19 protein-coding genes and 1 pseudogene are annotated in these 23,544 nt (G+C 61.1%); 8 read left to right on the forward strand and 12 right to left on the reverse strand.

Annotated features, from left to right (window positions below):
• Positions 1-1,474: PAS domain-containing sensor histidine kinase (locus F8J34_RS07965; protein WP_297058065.1), on the reverse strand; the 1,474-nt coding region annotated here is incomplete at its 3' end.
• A gap of 52 nt (positions 1,475-1,526) precedes the next feature.
• Here F8J34_RS07965 and F8J34_RS07970 point away from each other — a divergent pair.
• Both F8J34_RS07970 and F8J34_RS07975 read left to right on the forward strand, forming a co-directional pair.
• Complete coding sequence (locus tag F8J34_RS07970) at positions 1,527-3,212, forward strand: ABC-ATPase domain-containing protein (RefSeq protein ID WP_297058067.1); 1,686 nt, start codon at positions 1,527-1,529, stop codon at positions 3,210-3,212.
• Positions 3,209-5,200 carry a PBP1A family penicillin-binding protein gene (locus F8J34_RS07975; RefSeq protein WP_297058069.1) on the forward strand — a complete coding sequence of 664 codons (1,992 nt, stop codon included), beginning with the start codon at positions 3,209-3,211 and terminating at the stop codon, positions 5,198-5,200. The genes F8J34_RS07970 and F8J34_RS07975 overlap by 4 nt, the downstream gene beginning before the upstream one ends.
• On the opposite strand, the gene F8J34_RS07980 is transcribed toward F8J34_RS07975, so the two are convergent.
• Positions 5,154-5,876: a CBS and ACT domain-containing protein gene (locus tag F8J34_RS07980; protein WP_297058072.1), complete on the reverse strand. Its 723-nt coding sequence runs from the start codon at positions 5,874-5,876 to the stop codon at positions 5,154-5,156. The genes F8J34_RS07975 and F8J34_RS07980 overlap by 47 nt on opposite strands.
• 108 nt (positions 5,877-5,984) lie before the next feature.
• Here F8J34_RS07980 and F8J34_RS07985 point away from each other — a divergent pair, with 108 nt between their 5' ends.
• Entirely contained in the window at positions 5,985-6,374 is a 390-nt protein-coding gene (locus F8J34_RS07985; protein ID WP_297058073.1) for a secondary thiamine-phosphate synthase enzyme YjbQ, read from the forward strand.
• Positions 6,375-6,377: 3 nt separating this feature from the next.
• Positions 6,378-6,791, forward strand: coding sequence for a single-stranded DNA-binding protein (locus F8J34_RS07990; protein ID WP_297058075.1), 414 nt, complete (start codon positions 6,378-6,380; stop codon positions 6,789-6,791).
• Here F8J34_RS07990 and hemA read toward each other — a convergent pair.
• Genes hemA through F8J34_RS08020 form a run of 6 tightly spaced genes read right to left on the reverse strand, consistent with a single transcriptional unit; the run spans position 6,788 to position 15,475 of the window.
• Positions 6,788-8,131: a glutamyl-tRNA reductase gene (gene hemA / locus F8J34_RS07995; protein ID WP_297058077.1), complete on the reverse strand. Its 1,344-nt coding sequence runs from the start codon at positions 8,129-8,131 to the stop codon at positions 6,788-6,790. The two genes, F8J34_RS07990 and hemA, sit on opposite strands and share 4 nt — an antisense overlap.
• The gene (gene ccsB / locus F8J34_RS08000) at positions 8,115-8,945 is read right to left on the reverse strand and encodes a c-type cytochrome biogenesis protein CcsB (protein WP_297058079.1); all 831 of its coding nucleotides are present in this window, start codon (positions 8,943-8,945) and stop codon (positions 8,115-8,117) included. Before ccsB ends, hemA begins: the two co-directional genes overlap by 17 nt.
• Before the next feature lie 40 nt (positions 8,946-8,985).
• Positions 8,986-12,186 (reverse strand): efflux RND transporter permease subunit, encoded by a 3,201-nt coding sequence (locus F8J34_RS08005; protein ID WP_297058081.1) that lies wholly within the window; start codon positions 12,184-12,186, stop codon positions 8,986-8,988.
• Positions 12,187-12,189: 3 nt separating this feature from the next.
• Positions 12,190-13,350: an efflux RND transporter periplasmic adaptor subunit gene (locus F8J34_RS08010; protein ID WP_297058083.1), complete on the reverse strand. Its 1,161-nt coding sequence runs from the start codon at positions 13,348-13,350 to the stop codon at positions 12,190-12,192.
• On the reverse strand, positions 13,337-14,707 hold the full coding sequence (locus tag F8J34_RS08015; RefSeq protein WP_297058084.1) for a TolC family protein: 1,371 nt from the start codon (positions 14,705-14,707) through the stop codon (positions 13,337-13,339). The genes F8J34_RS08010 and F8J34_RS08015 overlap by 14 nt, the downstream gene beginning before the upstream one ends.
• Positions 14,708-14,767: 60 nt before the next feature.
• Positions 14,768-15,475: a hypothetical protein gene (locus F8J34_RS08020; protein ID WP_297058086.1), complete on the reverse strand. Its 708-nt coding sequence runs from the start codon at positions 15,473-15,475 to the stop codon at positions 14,768-14,770.
• Positions 15,476-15,583: 108 nt separating this feature from the next.
• Between F8J34_RS08020 and F8J34_RS08025 the strand changes: the two genes are divergently transcribed.
• Positions 15,584-16,918 carry a sigma-70 family RNA polymerase sigma factor gene (locus F8J34_RS08025; protein WP_297058088.1) on the forward strand — a complete coding sequence of 445 codons (1,335 nt, stop codon included), beginning with the start codon at positions 15,584-15,586 and terminating at the stop codon, positions 16,916-16,918.
• A complete protein-coding gene (locus F8J34_RS08030; RefSeq protein WP_297058090.1) occupies positions 16,890-17,423 on the forward strand; it encodes a hypothetical protein in 534 nt (177 codons plus the stop codon). Before F8J34_RS08025 ends, F8J34_RS08030 begins: the two co-directional genes overlap by 29 nt.
• Here F8J34_RS08030 and F8J34_RS08035 read toward each other — a convergent pair.
• The gene (locus F8J34_RS08035) at positions 17,413-18,027 is read right to left on the reverse strand and encodes a bacterio-opsin activator (RefSeq protein ID WP_297058092.1); all 615 of its coding nucleotides are present in this window, start codon (positions 18,025-18,027) and stop codon (positions 17,413-17,415) included. The genes F8J34_RS08030 and F8J34_RS08035 overlap by 11 nt on opposite strands.
• A gap of 82 nt (positions 18,028-18,109) precedes the next feature.
• Here F8J34_RS08035 and lgt point away from each other — a divergent pair, with 82 nt between their 5' ends.
• Positions 18,110-18,910 (forward strand): prolipoprotein diacylglyceryl transferase, encoded by an 801-nt coding sequence (gene lgt / locus F8J34_RS08040; protein WP_297058094.1) that lies wholly within the window; start codon positions 18,110-18,112, stop codon positions 18,908-18,910.
• Between the two features lie 27 nt (positions 18,911-18,937).
• Here lgt and F8J34_RS08045 read toward each other — a convergent pair.
• Together F8J34_RS08045 and F8J34_RS08050 are read right to left on the reverse strand one after the other, a co-directional pair.
• Positions 18,938-19,672, reverse strand: a pseudogene (locus F8J34_RS08045) (prephenate dehydrogenase/arogenate dehydrogenase family protein); the annotation flags it as partial.
• Positions 19,673-19,969, reverse strand: coding sequence for a hypothetical protein (locus F8J34_RS08050; protein WP_297058096.1), 297 nt, complete (start codon positions 19,967-19,969; stop codon positions 19,673-19,675).
• 31 nt (positions 19,970-20,000) lie between these two features.
• Between F8J34_RS08050 and F8J34_RS08055 the strand changes: the two genes are divergently transcribed.
• Positions 20,001-20,711, forward strand: coding sequence for a biotin--[acetyl-CoA-carboxylase] ligase (locus tag F8J34_RS08055; protein ID WP_297058099.1), 711 nt, complete (start codon positions 20,001-20,003; stop codon positions 20,709-20,711).
• On the opposite strand, the gene F8J34_RS08060 is transcribed toward F8J34_RS08055, so the two are convergent.
• Positions 20,708-23,443, reverse strand: a complete 2,736-nt coding sequence (locus F8J34_RS08060; protein ID WP_297058101.1) for a ribonucleotide reductase N-terminal alpha domain-containing protein — start codon at positions 23,441-23,443, stop codon at positions 20,708-20,710. The two genes, F8J34_RS08055 and F8J34_RS08060, sit on opposite strands and share 4 nt — an antisense overlap.
• Between the last annotated feature and the right edge of the window lie 101 nt (positions 23,444-23,544).

Here is a 23,544-nt window from a genome sequence, read left to right on the forward strand (position 1 = left end):
CCGGAGCCGGGATCGGCCTTTCCTCTTCCGCCTCCACCAGGGGAAGATAGATCTTGAACACCGTCCCTCGCCCCAGGACACTGGATACGACGATATGACCTCCGTACTGTCTTACCAGGGCATAGACCGTGGCCAGCCCCAGCCCGCTTCCTCCCTCTTTGGTGGTAAAATAGGGCTCAAAAATGTGCGGAAGGATCTCCGGCGGTATGCCCGGACCGGTATCCGCAAAGGTGAGAAGGGCATGGTCCCCGGAGGGAATGCCCAGCAGGGCCACCGTCTCCTCGGACAGAGCCACCCTCTCCAGCCCTACCCGCACCTCGCCCCCCTGGGGCATGGCCTCCCGGGCATTGGAGGCCAGATTGAAAAGGATCTGCTGCAAATGCACCTCGTTGATCTTCACCGGCAAAGGTTCCTCGATCTTCTCCACCTTCACCCGGATCTTGGATCCCAAAAGATGTTGCAGGACCTCCACCTGGCGGACCAAAAATTCGGAAAGATCCAGGATGCGGGCCTGAGGGGTGTTCTGCCGGGAGAAGGTCAAAAGCTCCCGGCTCATATTGCGCCAGCGCTCGATAAGGTTTTCCATCTTTTCGAAATACTCCCGCAGCTTCTCCGGTTCGTTTAAACGGAGCTGGGCAACCCCCAGATACCCCTGCAGGGCCATGAAGAGATTGTTGAGCTCGTGTAACAGGATACCGGTAAACCGGCCCAGGCTTTCCATCTTCTGGGCCTGGAGATATTGCTCGAACAGGGCCTTCTGTTCGGTTATGTCCGTGGCCATACCGATGATAATCAACTCCCCCTGCGGGTCCTCGATCCGCATACAGTTCCAGATGAGGTCCCTCTTCTCCCCGGAGACCGTACGCACCGGCAACTCCACCCCCAGCTTGAAGACCCCGCAACGTACCTCCTGGCAATGTTTTTCCCATTCGGCCCGATCCTCCTCCGGCACCATGAGCTCAAAGACACTCCTGCCCAGGGCCCTTTCCCGGGGAATACCGGTGATCTTTTCGAAGGAACGATTCACAAAGGATAACCGGTTATCCTTGTTAAAGAGGATGAGAACCGGGGTCTCCTCCAGGATCCGGGTATAGAACTCCACCTCCCGGCGCAATCTCTTCTCCAGGCGTTTCTTCTCGGTGATGTCGATGAGGACCGAGAGATACCCCAGCTCGTTGCGCCAGGAGAGAGCCGTGCTCCGCACCTCGTACCATCGCTGATCTCGCGGACTGAAGACCTCCCAGACAATGGACTTCCTCTCCCGAAGAACTTCCTCCTTACGGCACCAGGGACAGGGCTCCTCCTGGGCGTAGAAGGCCTCGAAACAGAGCCGGCCTACCGGATCCTCGCGATAGCGGCTTCTTAAGGCCCGGTTCACATAAAGGACCCGGAAATCCTCCGAGACCACAGAAATCATACCCGGGAAGAGATCCAGAATGCTCTGGTAAAATTCCAGATCGAGTTCCATGGGCATCGGGAAATTTTTGTTCTATTTTTAGTAAAACAAATTTTTATCCGGAGGGCAAATGGATCGACTGCGGAGGATCCTCTTTCGTCTGGACGGACGTGGCTACGGAGCTTACAAGGAATTGCGCGGGGCCTATCGGTTTCCGGAATTCACTCTTTACCTGGATCGTATCCAGTCCGACCCTTTTGCTCCCCCCAGCCGGGTGAGGGTACGGGTCCCGGCGGAGGTGGCCCGTCTGCCCTCCTCGGCCTACGCCTCGGAACCCCGCAGGATCGGTCTGGAAAACTTTCTGGCCGACACCCTGGCCCGCAGGGCCAGAGAATACTCCGGAGTCAAGGGTTCGGGAAAGAGCGGACTCATCGTAGTCCACGGACCGGGTCAGGAACTCCTGCCCCGCTCCACCGTGTCCGTATTTCCCGACGGACAGGTAGAAGCCCGTTTTTTTGTGGGGCTTCCGGCGGCCGGCCGGCGTATCCTGGCCCGGGAGGCCTGGAAACTCCTGGGAGAAATCCTCCCCCGTCTGGTACGGGAAAGCCTCCTTTATCCCCATCTCCCCTCGGCCTCGCTCTGGGAATTCGTGACCACCTACGAGGACGCCCACTACCTGCGGGAAAAGCTGGTCGAAATGAGACTGGTGGCCTTTGTGGCCGAAGGGGCCATCCTTCCCCGGGCCTCCGGGGTGGATCCCCGTCCGGCCCCGGAGGCCGTACCTTTTGAGCCCCCTCCGGAATTGCGGGTGGAAATAGAGCTTCCCCATCGCGGCCCGGTCCGGGGCATGGGGATCCCGGAGGGGATCACCCTCATCGTGGGAGGCGGTTTCCACGGCAAATCCACCCTGCTTCGAGCCCTGGAACTCGGAATCTATAACCATCGTCCCGGCGACGGTCGCGAACTGGTGGTCTCCCGTTACGAAACGGTCAAGATCCGGGCCGAGGATGGCCGTTCGGTCTGCGGGGTGGATATCTCCCCCTTTATTACCCATCTTCCCCTGGGCAAACCCACCGAAAACTTCGAAACCCCCTGCGCCTCGGGGTCCACCAGTCAGGCCGCAGCCATCATGGAGGCCCTGGAGGTCGGAGCCCGGGTGTTGCTCCTGGACGAGGACACCTCCGCCACCAACTTCATGATCCGGGATGCCCGGATGCAGGCCCTCATCGCCAAGGAAAAGGAACCCATCACCCCTTTCATCGACCGGGTACGCGAACTTTACGAACGTTTCGGCGTCTCCACCGTACTGGTCATGGGAGGGTCCGGGGACTATCTGGAGGTGGCGGATACGGTTATAGCCATGGATCACTTTCGTCCCCGGGTGGTCACCGCCGAGGCCCGGCGGATCGTTCAGACCTACCCCTCGGGTCGGAAACGGGAGTGTCCCCGCCCCCTGGACAGAATCCCCCGGCGAAGGGTCCTTTCCTCCGGACTGCCCCGCGGAGAGTGGAAGATCAAGGTGCAGGGCACCCGGGGACTGATCCTGGCCCGCCAGGAAATAGATCTCTCTGCCGTGGAGCAACTGGTCTCCGCGGACCAGGTGCGAACCATCGGGGTCCTTTTCGGCCCTCTGCTGGAGGGACTCCGTTCCGGCCGGACCATCGATCAGGCCGTAACCGAACTGGAGGAGCGTCTGCGGAAAGAAGGATTTTCGGCCCTGACCCGGGAGGTCCGGGGAGACCTGGCCTTTGTGCGGCGTTTCGAACTGGCCGCCGCCCTGAATCGTCTGCGAACCCTTAAGGCCCAGCCCCTATGAAACGACTCTCCTACTATCATCTTTCGGTCCTGCTGGTAGCGGCTGCCGCAGCCAGTCTCTTCATCATCCTGGGAGGGGTCTATTTCTATCTGACCCTCAACCTGCCGGATATCTCCACCCTCAAGCATTACCGTCCCCCGGCCACCACCATCGTCTATGACCGGAACGGAACCCCCATCGCTTACTGGTACAAGGAACGACGTTTCCCGGTGCCTCTCCGCAAGATGCCCTCATATCTCATTCAGGCCTTCGTGGCCGCGGAGGACGCCCGGTTTTACGAACACAAGGGCGTGGATTTCATCAGCATCCTGCGGGCCCTCATCGCGGACATTAAGGCCCGCCGGGTGGTTCAGGGAGGGAGCACCATCACCCAGCAGGTGGCCCGTTCCCTTCTCCTCTCCCGGGAGAGGACCCTTTCCCGCAAGATCCGGGAGGCCATTCTGGCCTGGCAGATCGATCGGGCCCTCTCCAAGGACGAAATCCTGAACATCTACCTCAATCATATCTATCTCGGGGCCGGGGCCTACGGGGTGGAATCCGCGGCCCTGACCTATTTCGGCAAACATGTATGGCAGCTCACCCTTCCCGAGGCAGCCCTTATCGCCGGTCTTCCTCCGGCCCCCAGTCGCCTCAATCCCCTGGCCGACCCTCAGGCAGCCCTGAAACGCCGGGCCTACGTGTTGAAACGCATGGCCGAGGAGGGTTACATCACCTGGGAAACCGCCCGCAGGGCCGAGAAGGCCCCTCTCCGACTCCATCCCATGGATTTCTCCCCGGATCCCCGCGCCGGATACTTCCTGCAGATCGTACGGCGACGTCTGGAACGCATGCTGGGAAAGGATCGGCTCCTTACCGGAGGATACCGTATCTACACCACCCTGGATCTGGCCTGGCAGGATAGGGTCTGGCCCGCAGTGCTGAAGCGCCTTTCCCTGATCCCGCGCCGTCACCATCGCAAGGATATTCCCCAGGTGGCGGCGGTGTGTCTGGAGAATCCCACCGGTGAGGTGCGCCTGCTCATGGGAGGAAGGGACTTTCGGGAAAGTCGCTTCAACCGGGCGGTCTTTGCCCGGCGTCCTCCGGGTTCGGCCTTAAAACCCTTTCTCTGGGCCCGGGCCCTGGAAGACGATCTCCTGCGCCCGGATTCCCTGGTAGTGGATGAACCCGTGGTCCTTCCCGGAGGAAAATCCGGCCAGCTGTGGCGTCCCCGCAACTTCGATCACCGTTACCTGGGCATCATCTCCCTGCGCACCGCCCTGGTGGACTCCCGCAACACCGTGGCGGTCAAGATCGCCCGGGCCCTGGGTATAGGTGAGGTCCAGGAAACCCTACGGGCGGTGGAGATCTCGGGGCCCCTTCCCCGCAACCTTTCCCTGGCCCTGGGAAGCGCCGGGGTATCCCCCTGGGAACTCACCCGGGCCTATACCGTCTTCCCCCTGGGCGGAGAACTGGTGGAACCCCATCTGGTGGCCCTGATCCAGGATCGAGAGGGCCAAATCATCTACCGGGCCCATCCCCGCCGGAAACGCGTCTTTTCCCCGGAAACGGCCTACGTGGTGAATTTCTACCTCCAGGAAGTGGTCCGGGAGGGCACCGGAAGATGCGCCCGGGTGCTGGGAATACCGGCCGGCGGAAAGACCGGCACCACCGACCTCTATCAGGATGCCTGGTTCATCGGGTTTACCCCGGGTTATACCTGCGGGGTATGGGTGGGCTACGATAAACCTAAAACCCTGGGAAGACTCGAGACCGGAGGACGTGCCGCCTGTCCGCTTTGGGTGGAGCTCCTGCGCGGTCTATCTCTTAGCCCGGAAAAGTTCCGGGTCCCGGAGGGAATAACCTTCGTTCCCTTCCGCGATCGTTCCCCCTCCGGACAAACGGAGGAAATCTGGCTGCCTTACCCGGAAGACAAGGTGCCGGAGATCCGGGAGGTGCCCAGGATCAGGCCTCGACCCGGCCTTCTAAGATGGCTGTTCTGGTGGCGCTGACCCGGGGAGACTTCACCCGGCTCACATCGTCCCGGGCCCAGTAGCGCACCCTGTAATTCCGTCTCAGGGCCTCGAGAAGGGCCTGCAGTTTCTCCTCCGGGAGGTCTTTTATGCGCACAAAGACCTGTCTTCCCGGGGAATCGATCCCCTCCCGATAGGTCAGGATGCTGATGATCCTGGCTCCGTGGCTGATAATCAGATGGGTCAGTTCGTCCAGCTTGTCCGAATCCTCGATCTCCAGACCGATCTGGATGGGACCGTAATAGATACCGGTAATGTTCACAAAGACCTTGAATACGTCGGTCTGAGTGATAATCCCCACCACGTGGCCGGCCTCATCCACCACCGGCAAACCGGAAATGCGGTTCTCCAGCATCAGCACCGCCGCATACTCCACGGTGTCCTCGGGCCGAACGGTGATGGGATCCGGGGTCATGATGTCCTTCACCCGCACCTCGGAGAGGAGATAATAGAGTTCATGCACATCCAGGGCCGTAGCCTTGGAGGGGGTGGCCTCTTTGATGTCCCGATCGCTCACGATCCCCACCAGCTTCCCCCCCCGCACCACGGGAATACGCCGGATGTTGTGTTCCTTCATGATCTGAGAGGCCTTCATAATAGAAGCGTTCTCATCCAGGACGATTACTTCTTCGGTCATCCAGTCCTTTACCAGCATTCTTGCTCCTCCGAAAAAAGAAATCTTTCTCGGCCCATTATGCCTCCGAAAGATCCTTTTGACAACCGAGCCGGAAGGGATATAGTTTTAAGATCACGGGAGGTGTGTATGGAGGTCATCACCGTCAAGAGCACGGCCAGGACCCAGTTCATCGATATCACCGAGGAGGTTTCCCGGCGGGTAAAAGGGGTGAAGAGCGGGGTATGTTTTCTTTACGTCCCCCACACTACGGCCGGGCTGGTGATAAACGAGGGGGCCGATCCGGCGGTAGCCGAGGACATCCTGAGGGTCTATGAGCGTCTGGCCCCCTATGAATTCGCCTATCGGCATCTGGAGGGCAACTCCCCGGCCCATGTCAAGGCCAGCCTCACCGGGCCGTGTCTTTCCGTGCTGGTGGAGGAGGGGCGACCGGTTCTGGGAACCTGGCAGCGTATCTTCTTTGCCGAATACGATGGCCCCCGCACCCGCAAGGTCTATCTCAAGGTCCTGGAGGGCTGAAGCATGAGTGTGAACAAGGTCATCCTTATCGGCAGACTGGGGGCGGACCCGGAGATCCGTTACACCGCCGACGGACAGCCTGTGGCCACCTTCCGCATCGCCACCAATGAAATCCGGGTCAAAAACGGGGAAAGGCAGGAACACACCGAATGGCATCGCATCGTGGCCTTCGGACGCCTGGCCGAGATCTGCGGCGAATACCTTACCAAGGGACGCCAGGTCTATATTGAGGGACGCCTGCGGACCCGCTCCTTCGAGGATCGGGAGGGGCAGAAACGCTGGGTCACCGAGATCGTGGCCAGCGATATGCGCATGCTGGGAAGCCGTCGCGAGGAGGGCCCGGTCTCCGAACCCGGACCAAGCCGGGGGGAAGATACTCTCCCGGAGCCTCCCCCTGACGAGGATCTCCCCTTCTAATCCTTCTCCGGAACCCCGGCAGAAAGGATCTCCCTCCACTCCGGGGAGAGGTTCTCCAGATCGCCATCCAGATCGAAGACCCTTCTTACCGTGGTGATGGCCTCCCGCCCCATGCGGTGATACCCCATCTTCAGGTAAAGGATCGGAGCGTGGAGGATCTTGTTCACGATGGCCTCGGTCATCACCTCCAGGGCTTCCTTATCCTCCGGGGAAAGGTTGCGCAACCGGGGAAGGGTGCGGGCCAGTTCCCTCCGTCTTATTTCCTCGGCCTTTTCCCTCAGGGCCTTGATGGTGGGATAGACCTCAAGCTCCCGCAGCCAGCGCTCGAACTTGAGGACCTCCTCCTCGATGATCCGATCGGCCCGGCGGGCCTCCTTGCGCCGGCGGCCCAGGTTCTCTTCCACTACCTGTTTGAGGTCGTCTATGTCAAAGACATAGACGTTTTCGAGTTCGTTTACCGCCGGTTCTATGTCCCGGGGAACGGCGATATCGATAAAAAAGAGGGGCCTCAGGCGCCTTTTTCGCAGGAGGGGTTTTACCGTTTCGCGGGTGATCACATAACCCGGGGCTCCGGTGGAGGAGATCACGATATCGGCCTCCAGCAGACATTCGGGGAGTTCCTCCAGGCTGTAGGCCTCGCCCCGGAACCGTTCCGCCAGTTCCACGGCCCGGGAGAAGGTTCGGTTCGCCACCAGCATCTTCTCCACCCCGGCGGAAAGAAGATGCTGGGCCGCCAGTTCGGCCATCTCTCCGGCTCCCACCAGGAGGGCCTTTTTGCCCCGCAGCGAACCGAAGATCTTCTTGGCCAGCTCCACCGCGGCGTAACTCACCGAAACCGCATACGAGCCGATCCCGGTCTCGGTGCGCACCCGCTTGGCCACGGAAAAGGTACGGTGCAGCAGACGGTTGAGGATCGGACCGGTGGTCCGGCGTCGGGCCGCCTCCCGATAGGCTTCCTTGACCTGCCCCAGGATCTGGGGTTCCCCCAGGACCATGGAATCCAGCCCCGCCGCCACCCGAAAGAGATGCCGCACCGCCTCCCTATCGCGCAGGACGTAAAGATGAGGTTCGAACTGCGATCTAGGGAGCCCGGTCTCCCGCGCCAGAAGGTCCTTGAGCCCGGCGAGGGTCTCCTCCACCTCCTCGGTCACCAGAAGGAACTCCACCCGATTACAGGTGGAGAGAAAATAGGCCTCGCTTGCCTGCGGAAGTTCCTGGCGCAGGATATCCAGGGGATGGGTCCCCTTCTTCTCCAGGGCGAACCTCTCCCGCACCTCTACCGGCGCGGTCCGGTGATTGAGACCCACCAGAAGGAGTCGTTCCCTAAGTCCACCTTCCATAGTTGTGTAACCCCGGGAGTAGAAGATTTACCACGAAAAAACTGATTATCCAGACCACAAACCCCAGCAGGGCCATGATCGCTGCCCTTCTTCCCCTCCAGCCCACGATGAGCCTTTCATGCAAAAGGGCCGCATAAATAAACCACAGGATAAGGGACCAGGTTTCCTTGGGGTCCCAGCTCCAGTAACTTCCCCAGGCCTTTTCCGCCCACAGGGCCCCGGTAATGATCCCCACGGTGAGGAGGGGGAACCCGTATTTGAGGCTCATCTCGTTTAAACGGTCCAGGGACTCCAGCGGTGGAAGACGTCGAAAGATCCCCCCCAGCATCTTGCGTTTGACCTGTCTTTCCTGGAGGAGATACATGAAACCGGCCACCGCCGCTACCACAAAAAAGGCATAGGAAAGCAGAGAGATGGTGGCATGGAAGGGCAACCATATACTGCGCAGGGCCGGCGGCAGAGGAGCGGGAGCATAGGGGGAAAGGAGAGCCACCGCGACCAGGAGCAACACCACCGGAGCCAAAAAGGTCCCCAGGGTATAGACCTTGGGACCCTTAAGGGTAAAGAAAAAATAGACCCCTGCCACCGCCCAGGCCAGAAAGGAAGTGGCTCCGTGAAAGGAAATCACCGGTGGGGCCTTCAGGGCCAGGGCCCGCAGGGCCAGACTCAAAGTATGAAGCCCGAACCCGGCCAGAAATACCCACCGGGCCCCCCGCAGGGCCTCGGGTTTTAAGGTGTAAAAAAAGATAAAAAAACCTACCGTAGCAATTCCGTAGAGGATCAGGGCCAGTTTAAGAAAAAAAATCTCCGGCATCGGATCTTAGGTTAGCCTTAGGGCCCGGGAAATTCAAGTTTTAAAGCACCAGACGACGCTCCTTCTTGATCCGGTGATCCAGATAATAGAGGATGGGGACCACCATGCGGGAAAAGAGGGTGGAGGCCATTTCCCCGGACATCAGAGAAAGGGCCATCCCCTTGAAGATGGGATCAAACAGGATCACAAACACCCCCACCACCACCGCCGAGGCCGTAAGGAGCATGGGCCGGAAACGAACCGCCCCGGCGTCGATCACCGCATCCTCCAGGGAATACCCCTGGGCCAGCCGCAGTTCGATAAAGTCCGCCAGAATGATGGAGTTCCGCACCACAATCCCGGCCCCGGCGATGAAACCGATCATGGAGGTGGCGGTGAAAAAGGCCCCCATCAGGGCATGGGCCGGAAGTATCCCGATGAGCGAAAGGGGAATCGGGGCCAGGATGACCAGAGGCACGGTATAGGACTTAAACCAGGCCACCACCAGGAAATAGATCAGGATCAGACAGGCGGCAAAGGCCAGACCCAGATCCCGGAAGACCTCGTAGGTGATACGCCATTCCCCGTCCCACTTCACCGCCCACTGCCGGGCGGAAAAGGGTTGATGCCGATAATAGATGTGAATAGGGCTGCCGTCCGGGGCCCGTAACTGATGAAGGGCCTTGTTGATCTTGAGAATCCCGTAAATGGGAGCCTCCTCCCGACCGGCCATGTCCCCCACCACATAGACCACCGGATGAAGGTTCTTGTGGTAGATGGGGTGCGGCACCACCCTCTTTTCCCAGTGAGCGATCTCGGAAAGAGGCACCAGCCGCCCGGAAAGACTCCGCACCTTGAGCTGAGAAAGATCCGGAAGCGAGGAACGCTCGGCCACCGGGAAACGCAGCTGGATATAAACGTCTTCCTTGGCCGAGGGATCGTGGAAGAGCCCCAGGATCTTTCCGGGCAGTGCGGTCTCTAAGACCTCCAGTACCCGCTGAGGAAGCACCCCGGACAGCATGGCCTTGGTCCGATCCACCCGCAGGCGCCACTCCACCTGAGGCTCGGTCATGTACCAGTCCACATCCACCACCCCCGGGGTCCGGGCGAAGATCTCTTTGATCTTGCGGGCCAGCTCGATCTGTTGCTCGTAATTCGGGCCATATACCTCCGCCACCAGCGACTGAAGCACCGGAGGCCCGGGCGGGACCTCAGCCACGGTCACCCGGGCCCCGTATTTCCGGGCCACCGCGGTCACCAGAGGCCGCACCCGCTTGGCAATATCGTGGCTCTGGAGTTTCCGGTGGTGTTTGTCCACCAGATTGACCTGAATGTCGGCCACGTGATCGCCCTGGCGTAGATAATAGTGCCGCACCAGACCATTGAAGTTGAAGGGAGCCGCGGTCCCGATATAAAGCTCCATATCCGTGATCAGAGGTTCCTTCATCAGGGCCCGGGCTATCTCCTCCGTCACCCGGGCGGTCTTCTCCAGCGAACTCCCCTCGGGCATGTTCAGAATGATCTGAAACTCGTTCTTGTTGTCAAAGGGTAGCATCTTCACATAGACCTTCTTGAAATAGATGAGGGAACAGGACAGGAGAAAGAGCACCCCCACGGTAAAGAGAAAGGCCCAGCGCCAGGCCGCACTCCGGATGTAGTGCCCCATGACCCAGCGATAAATCCGGGTAATCAGGGTCTCCTTTTCCTCCTCGCGGGCGTGCCTGGGCAGGAAGTGATAGGCCACCCAGGGGGTGATGACAAAGGCTACCGCCATGGAAAGGAGCATGGCCACCGAGGCCCCCACGGGCATGGGCCGCATATAGGGGCCCATAAGCCCCCGCACAAAGCCCATGGGAGCAATGGCCGCAATCACCGTAAGGGTGGCCAGGATGAGCGGGGCCTGCACCTCCACCACCGCCCCCACGATGATGTCCCGGAAGGATTTACCCCGGTTCTCCGGCAGATGCAGGTGCCGGACGATGTTCTCCACATCCACGATGGGGTCGTCCACCAGAATGGTGATGCAGAAGATGAGGGCAAAGAGGGTAACCCGGTTCAGGGTGTAACCGTAGAGGTAATAAATCATCAGGGTTACCGCCAGGGTCACCGGGATGGAGACCAGCACCACCAGACTGGCCCGGGCCCCCAGAAAGATGCCGATGAGAATGGCCACCGAGACCGTGGCAATGAGAAGGTGTTCCAGCAGGGTGTCGGTCTTGTCCTTGGCGGTCTGTCCGTAATTCCGGGTTACGGTAACGTGCACATCGTCGGGGATAAGGTCCCCTTTGAGCAGTTCGACCTTGGCCAGGATCTTGTTGGCCAGTTTGGTGGCGTTCCAGCCCTTGCGTTTGGCAATGGCCAGGGTCACCGCCGGATAAAGCTCCCCCGGCTTTCCCTGGATGCCCCGGTGGCTGGCCGCCGGCCCCGGAACCATGAACACATAGGCCTTGGGCTCCTCGGGGCCGTCCACGATGCGGGCTATATCCTTGAGGAAGACCGGGCGCCCGGCCACGGTCTTGATTACGGTGTTCTCCAGGTCCCGAATACTGTGATAGAAGTTCCCCAGCCGCACCACAAAGGAATAATCCCTCCGCCGGTACTGCCCCACCATCCGGGCCTGGTTCTGGGCCTGAATGATCCGGGCCACGTCCACCGGGTCCAGCCCCAGGGCATAGACCCGATCCGGGAGGAGATCGATCCGGACCTCCCGACGAAGACCACCCTTGATGAAGGTCTCCGCGATACCGGGAATGTTCCGGATCTCGTCGTCCACCCGGGCCACGATCTGGCGCAAACGGTAGGCATCGTAACCCTTCCCCCAGAAGGTCAGGGTCACGATGGGCACGTCGTTTATGTCGTGGGGTTTCAGAATGGGACGGGAACACCCCGGAGGGATCCAGTCCAGATGGGCATAGAGTTTGTCATAGGTCTTGACCAGGCTCTTTTCCGGATCCTGCCCCACCCGGAAACGCACTATGGTGAGGGCCCGGCCGTTATAGGCGGTGGAATAGACGAACTTCACCCCCGGGATCTCCCACAGGAGTTTCTCCATGGGATAGATCACCCGTTCCTCTATCTCCTTGGAGGTGGCCCCGGGCATCTCCACGAAGACATCGATCATGGGGACCACGATCTGGGGTTCCTCCTCGCTGGGGGTGTTGATGACCGCAAAGAGCCCCATGGCAATGGTGGCCATGATAAGGAGGGGGACCAGCTTGGAGTCCACGAAATAGTTCACTATCCGGAAGACGAGCTCGCGCATGGGCTATTCCTCTACCCGGTCTCCCTCTTTAAGCCCCAGCGGCGGGTGCGCCACCACGCGTTCCCCGGGCTCGAGTCCGGAAAGGACCTCCACATAGCCCCGGCACTTGGGCCCCTCACACACCGGGACCCACTGCTTCCCCAGACGCCAGTAGGTCTTGCCGATTCGCACCACCCGGAGATAGACCAGCCCCTGCGGATTCACCACGAAGAGGGCCTTGAAGCCTCCGCGGTCCACCAAGGCCTCCCGCGGCACCAGGAGGGTCTTCTCCCGCCCCACGGGCAGAAAGACCCGGCCGTAGGTGCCCGAAGCCAGACGTACATCCTTCGGAAGATCGAACTTGACCGTAAAGGTACGGGTCTGGGGATCCACATCCCGAACGACCTGGGAGACCCGGAGGGTAAGACGAAGGTCGCGACCGGGGATGAATACCCAGGCCTTCATCCCGGGGTGGATCCGACCGAAAAGGGCTTCCCCGGGATGACAGACCAGTCGATATCCGGCCTCCTGGTTTTCCACCTCCAGGAGCGGCTGCCCCGGCCCCACAAAGGTGCCTGGATCCACGTACTTACGCACCACATCCCCGGAAAAGGGAGCCCGCAGAACGGTATAACGCAGAAGGGTACGGACTTCGGACAGACGGGCCTGGGTTTCCCTTATCCGGGCCTCAAGGGCTTCCCGCTGGGCCGCCAGGGCCTGGTACTCGGACTTGCGGGCCTCGTACTCCTCCGCGGTGGCCGCCTGGGCGGCGAAGAGTTTGCGGAAACGCTGAAATTCGGCCCGGGCGTAGGCCTCCCGGGCCGAGATGGCCACAAGCTCCCGGCGCAGGGCCTGCACCGCCGAGGAAAGGGCCCGGATCCGGGCCCGGAGATCCCGATCATCGACGCGTAAGAGGACCTCCCCGGCACGGATACGATCGCCCTCCTTCACCCGAACCTCGGTGACGAAACCGGAGACCTTGGAGGAAAGCACCGCCCGCTGGCGAGCCTCCACCGTGGCCGGAAGTTCCCGAAAGAGAAGAACCTCTACCGGAGAGGCCACATAGAGACGGGTCCTGACCACCCTTCCCGCGGAGGAGGATTTCGGATGTTCCTCTCCCCCCTTGCAGGCGGGAAGAATCAAAAGAACACACGCCAGAAGGAAGAGCCACCTAGGGTTTTTCATGGCAGGCCTCCGCCGGGGAAATCCTTTCTCTGTCCATGATACCGGCCGCGAACCGCAGACCACTTTCCGCCAGGCGCCATCCGTAAAGCGCCTCCAGCCGCATCAGGCGGGCCCTCTTCAGGGCGGTTTCCGCATCCTGGAGTTCCACCAGGAGGGCCAGCCCGGCCTCATATCGCTGACGGATAATGCGCAACCCCTCCTCGGCCTGGGCTACAGCCCGTTCCGTAACCTCGTATTCCTTCTGTGCCGTAAGGTACCGGCTATAAGCCTCCTCTACCTGCTGTTCCACCTCCCGCCGGTACTGACGGTAGCGTTCCCGGGCGGAGAGATACTCGGCCCGGGCCCGGGAAAGACGGGCCTTGTCCCGGAAACCCTTGAAGATATTGAAATCCAGCTGGGCCATGATGGTATAGGCGTCGCCATCGGCGCCTCCGGAGAGGGGATCCTCGGCGTTCTTCTCATAGATCCCCCGGAGATTGAGCGAGGGGAGGAAGCGCCAGCGGGCCTCCTTTACCCGCAGGGCCGCAAGCTTCACCCGGTGTTCCTCCACCTTGAGATCCGGCCGACGGGCCAGGGCCGCGCAGCGCCAGGTACTCAAGCGCTCCCGGATTCTGGGGAGACTGGAGACCGGGGCCAGCTTCCAGTGGGTGGTGAGGGGCACCCCCAGAACCAGGTTCAGCCTGGTCTCGGCCACCCGGGCCTGGTGTCGGGCCGCGGCCAGGTCTTTCTTCTGCCGGGAAAGAAAGACCTGGGCCTCCAGAAGATCCGATTTCAGGGCCCGCCCGGCCTGAAACCGGCTCCTCACCACCCGTAGATTCTCCTCGGCCGTACGTACCGCCTCCTCCATGACCTGCACCCGCTCCCGGGCCAGAAGCAACTCCAGATAGGCCCGTTCGGTGTCAAAGAGCACCCTCTGGGTTATGGCGGCGAGATAATTCCGGGCCTGAGAGAGGGCGATCCTGGCCCGGCGATACCCCAGAATCTCCCGCCCCTGATTGAAGATGGGCTGGGTAACCACCACCTGGGTCTGCCAGTTGGTATAGTCCTCGGGATGATTGAGATTGGGCAGGAGGAAATCCTCGGCCTTGAAGTTCTCCTGAGCCAGCTTGTAACTGAAAACCTGGACCGGACTATCCGTCCGGGCATAGACCAGGCGAAGATCCACCCGGGGCAGAAAGGCCCCTTTGGCCTCGGCCACCCCGTGTTGCGCGGCCTTCACCTCGGAACGGGCCGCAGCCAGAAGGGGATTTCGAGCCAGGGCCAGTTGATAGGCCTTCTCCAGCTCGAGCACCCCGGCCCGGGCCCCCGCCGCAAACCCCAACCAGATAAGAACTACCACCCACCAAACCCTGCCCATACTTCCCCCCACTATAAGCCTCCCTCCGAATTTAGCAACCCCTCATTCCATTCACGATCTTTACCAATCTTTGTTTTTCTTTCGCTTTCGACCTTCTTTCCAGGGGAGTTTCTTCTTTTTACCCCGGGTTATTTTTCGATAGGGTTGATCTTCCGCGGATTCGACCCGGAAGGGGATGATGGGTTCCGGTTCGGGTTCCCTGCGGGGGGAGGGGAGATAACGGGCCCGGAACTTTTCGTCCACCCGGGGCCCGCGCAGGGCCCGGGCCGGTAGCCAGGTGCTGAGGTAGAGTTTTTCCATAAAACGCAGGAACACCGCTCCGTCCTCCTGGGCCAGGGTGGTATCTACTTCTACAAGCAGGGCCCCGCGTCGGCGGGCCAGGCGCTCGGCCAGGTCCCTCTCCGGGGCCATCAGGACCGGGTGAGGGGCACGCAACCCCTCCTCGACCACCCGGATCCAGGCCCGGGGTTTTACCGGAAGATAGAGCCTGCGCGGGACCTCCTCTACATACACCGGAGGAGCGAAATGGATCTCCCGGGCTCGCACCCGACCCTCCTCCCGGAGATACTCGAATTCGTCCCGCCCGAAGACCTCCAGCAGGGTCTCCAGTTCCCGCCTGCGCACCCCCCGGAAACCCTCTGTCTCCGCCACCGCCAGGTGCAGATCCCGCACCTTAAACCACCCCCCTTCCTCCGGGCAGAGACCGAACTCGTCCGGCCGACGGGAGAGGATGTAGCGAACCAGTTTGATTAAACGTTCCGGATCCATTTGACTTTTAATCAATCAATGTTTATCTTGTAAAAGGACTTGTCAAGGGGCCAAATATTTGTTATGAACTGGAAGTTCATACTCCTCCACGAAGGTGGGTGAGAGATTATGAGCACGAAAAAGGAGCTGGAGAAAAAATTGCTGGAGATGGGCAAAGAGGGGGCCATCACTTACGAGGCCCTCAACGAGGTCCTTCCGGAGCATTACGACGATCCGGAAAAAATAGAGGAAATATTCGACTTTCTTTCCAAAAACAACATCGAGATCCTGGACGAAAAACAGCTTTACGAGAAGGAAGACTGGGTAGAGAAGGAGGCCCAGAAGAAGATCCAGGAACTGGCCACCATTTCCGAGAGCGAGCTCGAGCCCTCCGAGGAAGGGCCGGAGACCGGGGAATCCGAGGAGATCACCAGCCTCTATCTCAAGGAAATGGGCAAGTATCCCCTCCTTACGCCGGAGCGGGAGGCTGAGCTTTCCCGGATCATCCGGGAGGGGTTCTATGCCATCATCGAAGCCATAGAAAAGTTTCCCGAGGATCTCCCCGAGATCCTGGCCCTGAAAGCCGAGATCGCCCTGTGGCGCAAGCGCGATCCGGGGCTCAAACCCAAAAAGAGTCTGCTCAACTTCCTGGTCAAGAAGGCCCGGGAACTGCGCGAAACCTACCCCGATAACCCCAGGGTACAGGAATTTTATCGACTGGTGGAGGAGAAGGCCGCGGAGGTGGAAGCCGCTAAGGACGAGATGGTCAAGGCCAATCTCCGCCTGGTGGTCTCCATCGCCAAGCGCTATATCGGTCAGGGGTTGCCTCTGGCGGATCTCATCCAGGAGGGTAACCTGGGGCTGATGCGGGCGGTCTTCCGTTTCGATTACCGCAAGGGCAACAAATTCAGCACCTATGCCTCCTGGTGGATCCGGCAGGCCATCACCCGGGCCATCCTGGACAAGACCCGCACCATCCGGCTTCCGGTGCATTTTCTGGAACTGCGCAGCCAGTTCTTCAAGGCCTTTTATGAGCTGGTCAAGGAACTGGGGCGGGAACCCACGCCGGCCGAACTCTCCGAGCGCACCGGGCTGCCCCGGGAAAAGATCCTGGCCATCTTCGAGGCCTCCAGGGAACCGGTCTCCCTGGAACTGCCCATCGGAGACGAAGACAGCACCCTGGGAGATTTTATCGAAAACAAGGACAGCCCCTCCCCTTACGAGGAGGTGAAGGATCGGGACCTTTCGGAGAAGATCCGCAATCTCCTCTCCACCCTTTCCCCGCGCGAGGAAAAGATCATCCGTCTGCGTTTCGGTATAGGGGAGGAAGGGGAGTGCACCCTGGAGGAGATCGGAAAACGTTTCGGGGTTTCCCGGGAACGTATCCGGCAGATCGAAAAGAAGGCCCTGGCCCGTCTGCGCCAGATGACCGAAAATGAAAACATCAAATATCGTGAAAAATAACCTGGTCACCTTGCTTGTGGCCCTCTTTCTGGGGGCCTTCCTCTTCTGCCCGGGGTCGGTGCGGGCCCTCACTTATACCGATCTTTACCCCTTTCTCCCGGATCTTCCGGGCTTTAAGGCCGAACCTCCCTCCGGGAGCAGTATGCAGACCCCGGCCGGCACCTTCACCTCCGCCGAACGCACCTACCGGGCCGGGGCGCAGACCCTTCACGTGCGGATCGTCACCGGGAGCATGGCCCAGATGATGTGGGTGCCCCTGGCCATGCAGATAAGCTACGATACCCCGGAGGAGCGTTTGGAGACCATCACCATTCAGGGGTTCCCGGCCAAACGGCTTACCCGAAAGAAGGAAAAGGGCGGCACCCTGCTCATCCTCCTCTCCCAGGAGAAGACCCGCACTCCGGCGCTTATGATCGTAGAATGTGAGGGGCTCACCCCGGCGGAAGCCCAGAAATATCTTTCCTCCTTCCGTTTGAAGGACCTGGCCTCCAAGGTCAATCCCTGAGGGCCTCGGCCAGAAAGTGAAGGATTTCGCGGGGGTGAGGGTAACTCTCCCGCCGGGCAGCCAGTTCTCCCAGGTCTTGATCCTTCACCCGGAGACCGCGCAGGCGTTCCGCCACCTCGGCCCCGGAAACCGGATACCGTACCCCTTTGAGCCGGGTCAGCACCTCCGCCGGCCAGCCCACCCCCAGGAGCCGGGCCCCCTCCTGGATCACGCCGGCGAAAAAGACCAGGGCGTCGCGTCCCTCTTTGATCTCCCGATAGGCCAGTTTGGCCAGGCCCCCGGCGGTATGGGCCTTGGGGGTCTTCTCCTGAAGCTCGCCCTCCAGCTTCATCATCACCAGTTCCGGATCGGCCCGCAGGATGTTACGCACCGTCTGCCGGGTAAGCCCCAGGAAGGCCGCGATGTCGTCCTCGGTCTTGTAAGCCTCCTCGGCCAGCACGATGGCATAAGCCGCCTCCATAAGACTGGTCACCCAGGTCAGATTGCGCAGCTCAATAAGCTTGCGCGGACCTCCTAGAATCTCCAGGGCCTTGAGGAAGACCCGCAAAGCCTGCGTATCCACATCCCTTTCCCGGATCTCTTCCTCCCCCAGGACGATGGGCATCTCCTCCCTCCTGACTTGGCCTTTTTCCTTCCCGGGGTTAAAAATAAGAACTAAAATTCGAGAATCCAGTACGGGAGCCCTCATGTTACCCTATCCCCACATCAATCCGGTAATCTTCCGGCTCGGTCCGGTGGCGGTCCGGTGGTACGGTCTGATGTACCTCCTGGGGTTTCTGGCGGCCTATTTTCTGGCCCGAAGGGACCTCCGGCTGGCAGGCCACCCCGAGCTCCAGAAGACCCTGGAGGACGTTATCTTCTGGGCCGGGGTGGGACTCATCGTGGGGGCCCGACTGGGACACGTCTTTTTCTATTATCCCTCCTATTATCTCCATCGACCGCTGGAGATACTGGCGGTATGGCACGGGGGAATGTCCTTCCACGGGGGCCTTCTGGGCTCGGTAATAGCCGGATGGCTCTATGCCCGGCACCGGGGGCTCAACTTCTGGTGGTGGGCCGATCTCCTGGTGGTCTATGCCCCCATCGGTCTGGGCCTGGGAAGGATCGGAAACTTCATCAACGGAGAACTCTACGGACGTCCCACCCACGTGCCCTGGGCCATGATCTTTCCCGCCGGAGGACCGGTCCCCCGGCATCCCTCCCAGCTCTATGAAGCCCTGGGCGAGGGCCTGATCCTATTCCTGATCCTCTTTTCCCTGCGCCGAAAAAAGTGGCCCGAGGGGTTTAAATTAGCCCTCTTTCTGGTGCTTTACGGAAGCATCCGTTTCGGCCTGGAATTCTTCCGGGAACCGGACCCGGGAGTGGGTCTTTTCTGGGGATGGATGACCCGGGGACAATTCTTCTGTCTGCTCATGTTCCTGGTCGGGGTCGGGCTCTTCCTCCTCCGCCGGAAGGCTCCCCAGAAGGGCCCCTATCTTGCGGGCTAGGGTCTTCACCCGTTCAAATTCCCGCACGTAAGCCTTCCGTTCCCCCCGGGTGATCATCTCCGAAAGCCGGCGCGCCGAACGCCAGAAGAGCTCCCGCACCTCGTCCCCCAGAGGGTTATCGAACTGGATGGCGGCATAGAGATCCGGATCCTGCAGGGCCAAACGGGCCAGGATCTCCAGCTGGTGCCGGAAGCTGGGGGTGGAAAGGGCCACCACCTTTTCCAGGTCCAGCCCGCTCTCGGAAAGGACCTCCCCCAGCACCATGAGCCAGAAATGATTCAACACCTGCACCAGGGCCATGAGACGATCGTGTTCCTCCGGGGAAACGGTAACCGTGCGGGCCCCCTGTTCTTCCAGAAAGGCTTTGAACCACCGGTACCAGTGTTCGCCCCGGGCCGGACACAGGGCCACGGTCTGCCCGGCCAGGTCCTTTTCGTAGGGGCCGAACAGGGGATGTGCCCCCACCACCTCGCAAACGGTATGCTCCAGCATGGCCTGCACCTGCCGGGCCTTCAGGGAACAGAGATCGATAAGACCGGAATCCCGGGGAAGCACCGGGGCGATCTCCTTCACCACCTCCGGAAAGACCTCCAGAGGCACGGAGACCACCACCACCCGGGCGGCCCGGGCCACCTCCCGGTTGGTAAGCGGGGTCCCCAGATCGGAGATCAACACCCGGTATCCGGCCCGGGAGAAGACGCGGGCAAACCAGGCCCCCATCCTTCCGAGGCCGCCGATGATACCTACGGTGAGGGGCTTCATCTACTTAGCCGCGGTACGGGTACACACCAGGTTGAGGTCGCGACAGGCGGCAGGGGTGGTGAGAGAGTACCATCTGCGCCCCCGGGGCCCCAGAAAATACCAGTGCCCGTGTTCAAGGCGGGCCACCCGGGCCCCGTGATATTCCTTGAGCATCAGCACTTCCTGCAGGGAAAGATTCCCCACCGGACCGGACTCGATCCGCGCCTGGGCGGTGAAATGTTGCAGAGCCCAGCCCAGGCCCAGCACCAACATCCCCCCGCAGATCCAGCACCAGTTTTTTCGCCAGAAACGTTTCAACCTTTGCATACCTGTTTTAATCTTAATGATCATGACCGCGGGTGTCAAAATCCATTTCTTCCCGGAAGTGGAAAGCACCATGGACGTGGCCCGGGAACTGGCCCGCAGGGGAGAGACAGGGGCCGTGGTGGCGGATATGCAGAAGCGGGGCCGGGGGCGCCACGGACGCACCTGGCTCTCCCCCCGGGGAGGCCTATATCTCACCCTTATCCTGCCCTCCCCACCCCCACGGCTCTCCCTTCTTCCTCTAGCCGCGGGAGTGGCCGTGGCCCGGGGCCTGCGCCGGCTCTACGGAATCGAGGTCCGCCTCAAATGGCCCAACGATCTCCTCTACCGGGAACGCAAGCTGGGGGGTATCCTGCTCGAAGCCTCCTTTCACCAAGAGATCCCTGAATTTATCCTCCTGGGCCTGGGGCTGAACCTGAACACCCCGGTATCCGGAGAAGAACCCCGGGCCATCTCCCTCCTGGAGATCCTGGGACACCGGGTGGATCGGGACGAGATCCTCCGGGTGCTTCTTGCGGAGATCCTGCACAGCCTGGAGCTTCCCCCGGAGGAGATTCTCCGGAGCTGGAAAGCCCTTTCAGCCACCCTGGGGCAAGAGGTGCGGGTACACACCCCGCACGGAGAGATCCGCGGACGGGCCCTGGACCTGACCCCTCAGGGAGGGCTCCTTTTGGAAACCCCGGAGGGACTAAGGGAGATCCTCTCCGGAGATTGTATCCACCTGCGCTCGTCCTAGCCGCACTCGGGGTGGGGGCACCCGGTACAGAAGACACAGTAGGGCTGCTGGGAAAGGGGTTCCCCGCATTCCGGACACACCCGCTCCCGGGCCAGACGCAAAACCTGCTCCGGGCGAGACCCGTACCGGTACACCGTAACCCCCTTGAGCCCCAGGGTGTAGGCCTGAAGATAGATCCGCGCCACCTCCTCCCGGGAGGCCTCGGCCGGAAGGTTTACCGTCTTGGAGACCGCGTTGTGGGTATGCCTCTGAAAGGCGGCCTGGATGGCCAGGTGTCTTTCCGGAGGGATCTCAAAGGCGGTAACAAAGAGCCTTCGCAGGTCCTCGGGGATCCCCTTCACCCCGGCGAGCCCCCCGGTCTCCAGGATCTCCTGGATCAGGTCCTCCCGGTAAAGCCCCCGCTCCTCAAGGGCCCGGAGGAATCCCGGGTGAACCTCGGTCCATTCCACCCCGTCCAGGGCCCGGCGTCGATAGACCAGGGCAAAAAGGGGTTCTATACCCGAGGAGGTCCCGGCGATGAGGGAGAGGGTCCCGGTGGGAGCGATGGTAGTGGTGGTGGCATTACGCAGCGCGGGAAAACCCTTCCGATCCCAGATACTCCCGGGAAAGGCCGGAAAACTCCCCCGCTTCTCCGCCAGTCTCTGGCTTTCGGCCAGGGACTCCCGCTCGATAAAGGCCATGACCTCCTCGGCCACCCGCACCGCCTGATCCGAGGAGTAGGGAATCCCCATCTGGATGAGCATATCCGCAAATCCCATCACCCCCAATCCGATCTTCCGGGTAAGACGGGTCATCCGGGCGATCTGCGGAAGCGGAAAACGGTTCACCTCGATCACATCGTCCAGAAACCGCACCGCCAGGTGCACGGTTTCCCGCAGTCGCGGGTAGTCCACCCGGCCCTCACGCACGAAACGGGAGAGATTGATGGACCCCAGATTACAGGACTCGTAGGGCAGAAGGGGTTGTTCGCCGCAGTTGTGAACCACAAAGCCGTTGGCATCAAAGGCGTTTATTCCCGGCACCCGGCAATCGTAAACCTCTTCCTCCCCGGCGGGGAGGATCTCGCTTACCTCCACCACAAACTCCTCCGCCTCCGGGACATCCCCGTAGCGGGAAAGAAGCTCCCTGAGGCGTCTCTTCCGGCCCGGATGAGAAAACCCCACCCGTTCCTCAAAACGCCGAAGGCTCTCTCCGGAGACAATCAGGGTCTTCCCTCCCTCCGCCTCCGGGAGAGAACCAGGCCCCGAGGGCTCGAGACGGGAAAAGATCCCCAGCCGAAGGAGCATCCGCTGAACCATCTGGAGCAGATCGCCCTCCGATAGGGTCAACCGGAGGCTGAGGCCTCCTTCCTCCTCGTTCCGGAGCGAGGCCGCGGTGTCGAAGAGCGCACGCAAAAATCCCCGGTAAAAGCTGCTTGAGGCCTGCTCCAGAGCCGGGGAGACCCCTCCGGATTCAAGGCCGAAGTCCCGGGCCAGATCCCGCAAGAAGGCCCCCTCCCGGTCTTCCTTTTTGCGGGGCCGGTCTTCCTTAAGATCCCCCCTGGCGCAGAGGAGCCCCAGGAGGTACCCCTCCTCAAAACCGCCTTTCCCGGGCCAGAACGGGGAGCACAGGTGGGCGTTAAGCCGCAGGCGATCCCCGGGGCGAAGCCTTCGCACCGCCACCCATTCCACCTTCGGGGAATCCCCGTTGAGGCCGGAGATCCGCAGGAGGGGGTGGTTTTCCGTGGCCCGAAGGGTAAAGCCCTCTCTGGTGCGGAGGAGGTAAAGGGACCTCCTTCCGGTGGAGAAGAAGCCCTCGGGGGAGGGATAATCCCTGCCGTCCAGCCGGCTTATAAAGGGACGGTGGAGGAGGTCTTTTATCCGGCGGGGCCCTTCGGAGGTCATGATCCAGGTATCGCCCGGCAGACAGGGGTTGGTGCTTTCGATCTCCCCGAGAAGGGGGGTGGGATTGGCCCGGTTGATGGTGTCGATAAAGATCACTCCCGGATCACCGGTGCGCCAGGCATTTTCGACCAGGAGATCGAAGAGCTTGCGGGCCTTTACCCGGCGCACCTCGCGGCCGGTGCGGGGGTTGATCAGAGGGAAAAATTCATCCTTCTGCCAGGCCTCCATGAAGGCGTCGGTTATGGCCACGGAGAGATTGAAATTGGTAAGCTCCGCGGGGTCGCTTTTTATCCGGATGAACTCCTCGATGTCCGGATGATCGATGCGCAGGATCCCCATATTGGCCCCGCGGCGTTTTCCTCCCTGTTTGATGGCCTCGGTGGCGGCGTTAAAGACCCGCATGAAGGAGACCGGGCCGCTCGCCACTCCCTGGGTGCTGCGCACCACGTCCCCCCGGGGACGCAGCCGGGAGAAGGAAAAACCCGTTCCTCCGCCGGACTTATGGATCAGGGCCGCGGCCTTAAGGGCCTCGAAGATGGCCTCCAGGGAATCCTCCACCGGAAGGACAAAACAGGCCGAAAGCTGCCCCAGGGGAAGCCCGGCGTTCATCAGGGTGGGGGAATTGGGCAGAAAATCCAGCGAGGCCAGGAGACGATAAAACCTTTCCGCCCATTCCTCGGGGTCTTCGCCGAAGATCCTCTCCGCTTCGGCCACGGCCCGGGCCACCCGCCAGAACATCTCTTCCGGGGTCTCCACCACCTGGCCCTTTTCGTCCCTGACCAGATAACGATAGGCCAGCACCCGCAGGGCGGATTCTCTAAGGGGGAGTTCGGTCCGGGGAAGTTTCATCCTTCCATTATACCAGATCACGGGGTTGACAGAGGATGGTCCCCGACTAGGGTAAGGAGACTATGGGGGTTCTTCTGCACCTGATTCTCACCGTGGTGGGG

It is taken from the genome of Thermosulfurimonas sp. (assembly GCF_015491435.1).
Classification (GTDB): domain Bacteria; phylum Desulfobacterota; class Thermodesulfobacteria; order Thermodesulfobacteriales; family Thermodesulfobacteriaceae; genus Thermosulfurimonas_A.

Excerpts from the sequence above, each read along its gene's own strand:
- ccsB (WP_297058079.1), bottom strand. The coding sequence starts at position 8,945 with ATGCCGGAGATTTTTTTTCTTAAACTGGCCCTGATCCTCTACGGAATT.
- F8J34_RS07985 (WP_297058073.1), top strand. The coding sequence starts at position 5,985 with ATGGAGGTCATCACCGTCAAGAGCACGGCCAGGACCCAGTTCATCGAT.
- F8J34_RS08035 (WP_297058092.1), bottom strand. The coding sequence starts at position 18,027 with ATGCCCATCGTCCTGGGGGAGGAAGAGATCCGGGAAAGGGATGTGGAT.
- F8J34_RS07975 (WP_297058069.1), top strand. The coding sequence starts at position 3,209 with ATGAAACGACTCTCCTACTATCATCTTTCGGTCCTGCTGGTAGCGGCT.
- F8J34_RS08055 (WP_297058099.1), top strand. The coding sequence starts at position 20,001 with ATGACCGCGGGTGTCAAAATCCATTTCTTCCCGGAAGTGGAAAGCACC.
- F8J34_RS08015 (WP_297058084.1), bottom strand. The coding sequence starts at position 14,707 with ATGGGCAGGGTTTGGTGGGTGGTAGTTCTTATCTGGTTGGGGTTTGCG.
- lgt (WP_297058094.1), top strand. The coding sequence starts at position 18,110 with ATGTTACCCTATCCCCACATCAATCCGGTAATCTTCCGGCTCGGTCCG.
- F8J34_RS07990 (WP_297058075.1), top strand. The coding sequence starts at position 6,378 with ATGAGTGTGAACAAGGTCATCCTTATCGGCAGACTGGGGGCGGACCCG.
- hemA (WP_297058077.1), bottom strand. The coding sequence starts at position 8,131 with ATGGAAGGTGGACTTAGGGAACGACTCCTTCTGGTGGGTCTCAATCAC.
- F8J34_RS08010 (WP_297058083.1), bottom strand. The coding sequence starts at position 13,350 with ATGAAAAACCCTAGGTGGCTCTTCCTTCTGGCGTGTGTTCTTTTGATT.
- F8J34_RS07980 (WP_297058072.1), bottom strand. The coding sequence starts at position 5,876 with ATGCTGGTAAAGGACTGGATGACCGAAGAAGTAATCGTCCTGGATGAG.
- F8J34_RS08005 (WP_297058081.1), bottom strand. The coding sequence starts at position 12,186 with ATGCGCGAGCTCGTCTTCCGGATAGTGAACTATTTCGTGGACTCCAAG.
- F8J34_RS08060 (WP_297058101.1), bottom strand. The coding sequence starts at position 23,443 with ATGAAACTTCCCCGGACCGAACTCCCCCTTAGAGAATCCGCCCTGCGG.
- F8J34_RS07970 (WP_297058067.1), top strand. The coding sequence starts at position 1,527 with ATGGATCGACTGCGGAGGATCCTCTTTCGTCTGGACGGACGTGGCTAC.
- F8J34_RS08020 (WP_297058086.1), bottom strand. The coding sequence starts at position 15,475 with ATGGATCCGGAACGTTTAATCAAACTGGTTCGCTACATCCTCTCCCGT.
- F8J34_RS08030 (WP_297058090.1), top strand. The coding sequence starts at position 16,890 with ATGAAAACATCAAATATCGTGAAAAATAACCTGGTCACCTTGCTTGTG.
- F8J34_RS08025 (WP_297058088.1), top strand. The coding sequence starts at position 15,584 with ATGAGCACGAAAAAGGAGCTGGAGAAAAAATTGCTGGAGATGGGCAAA.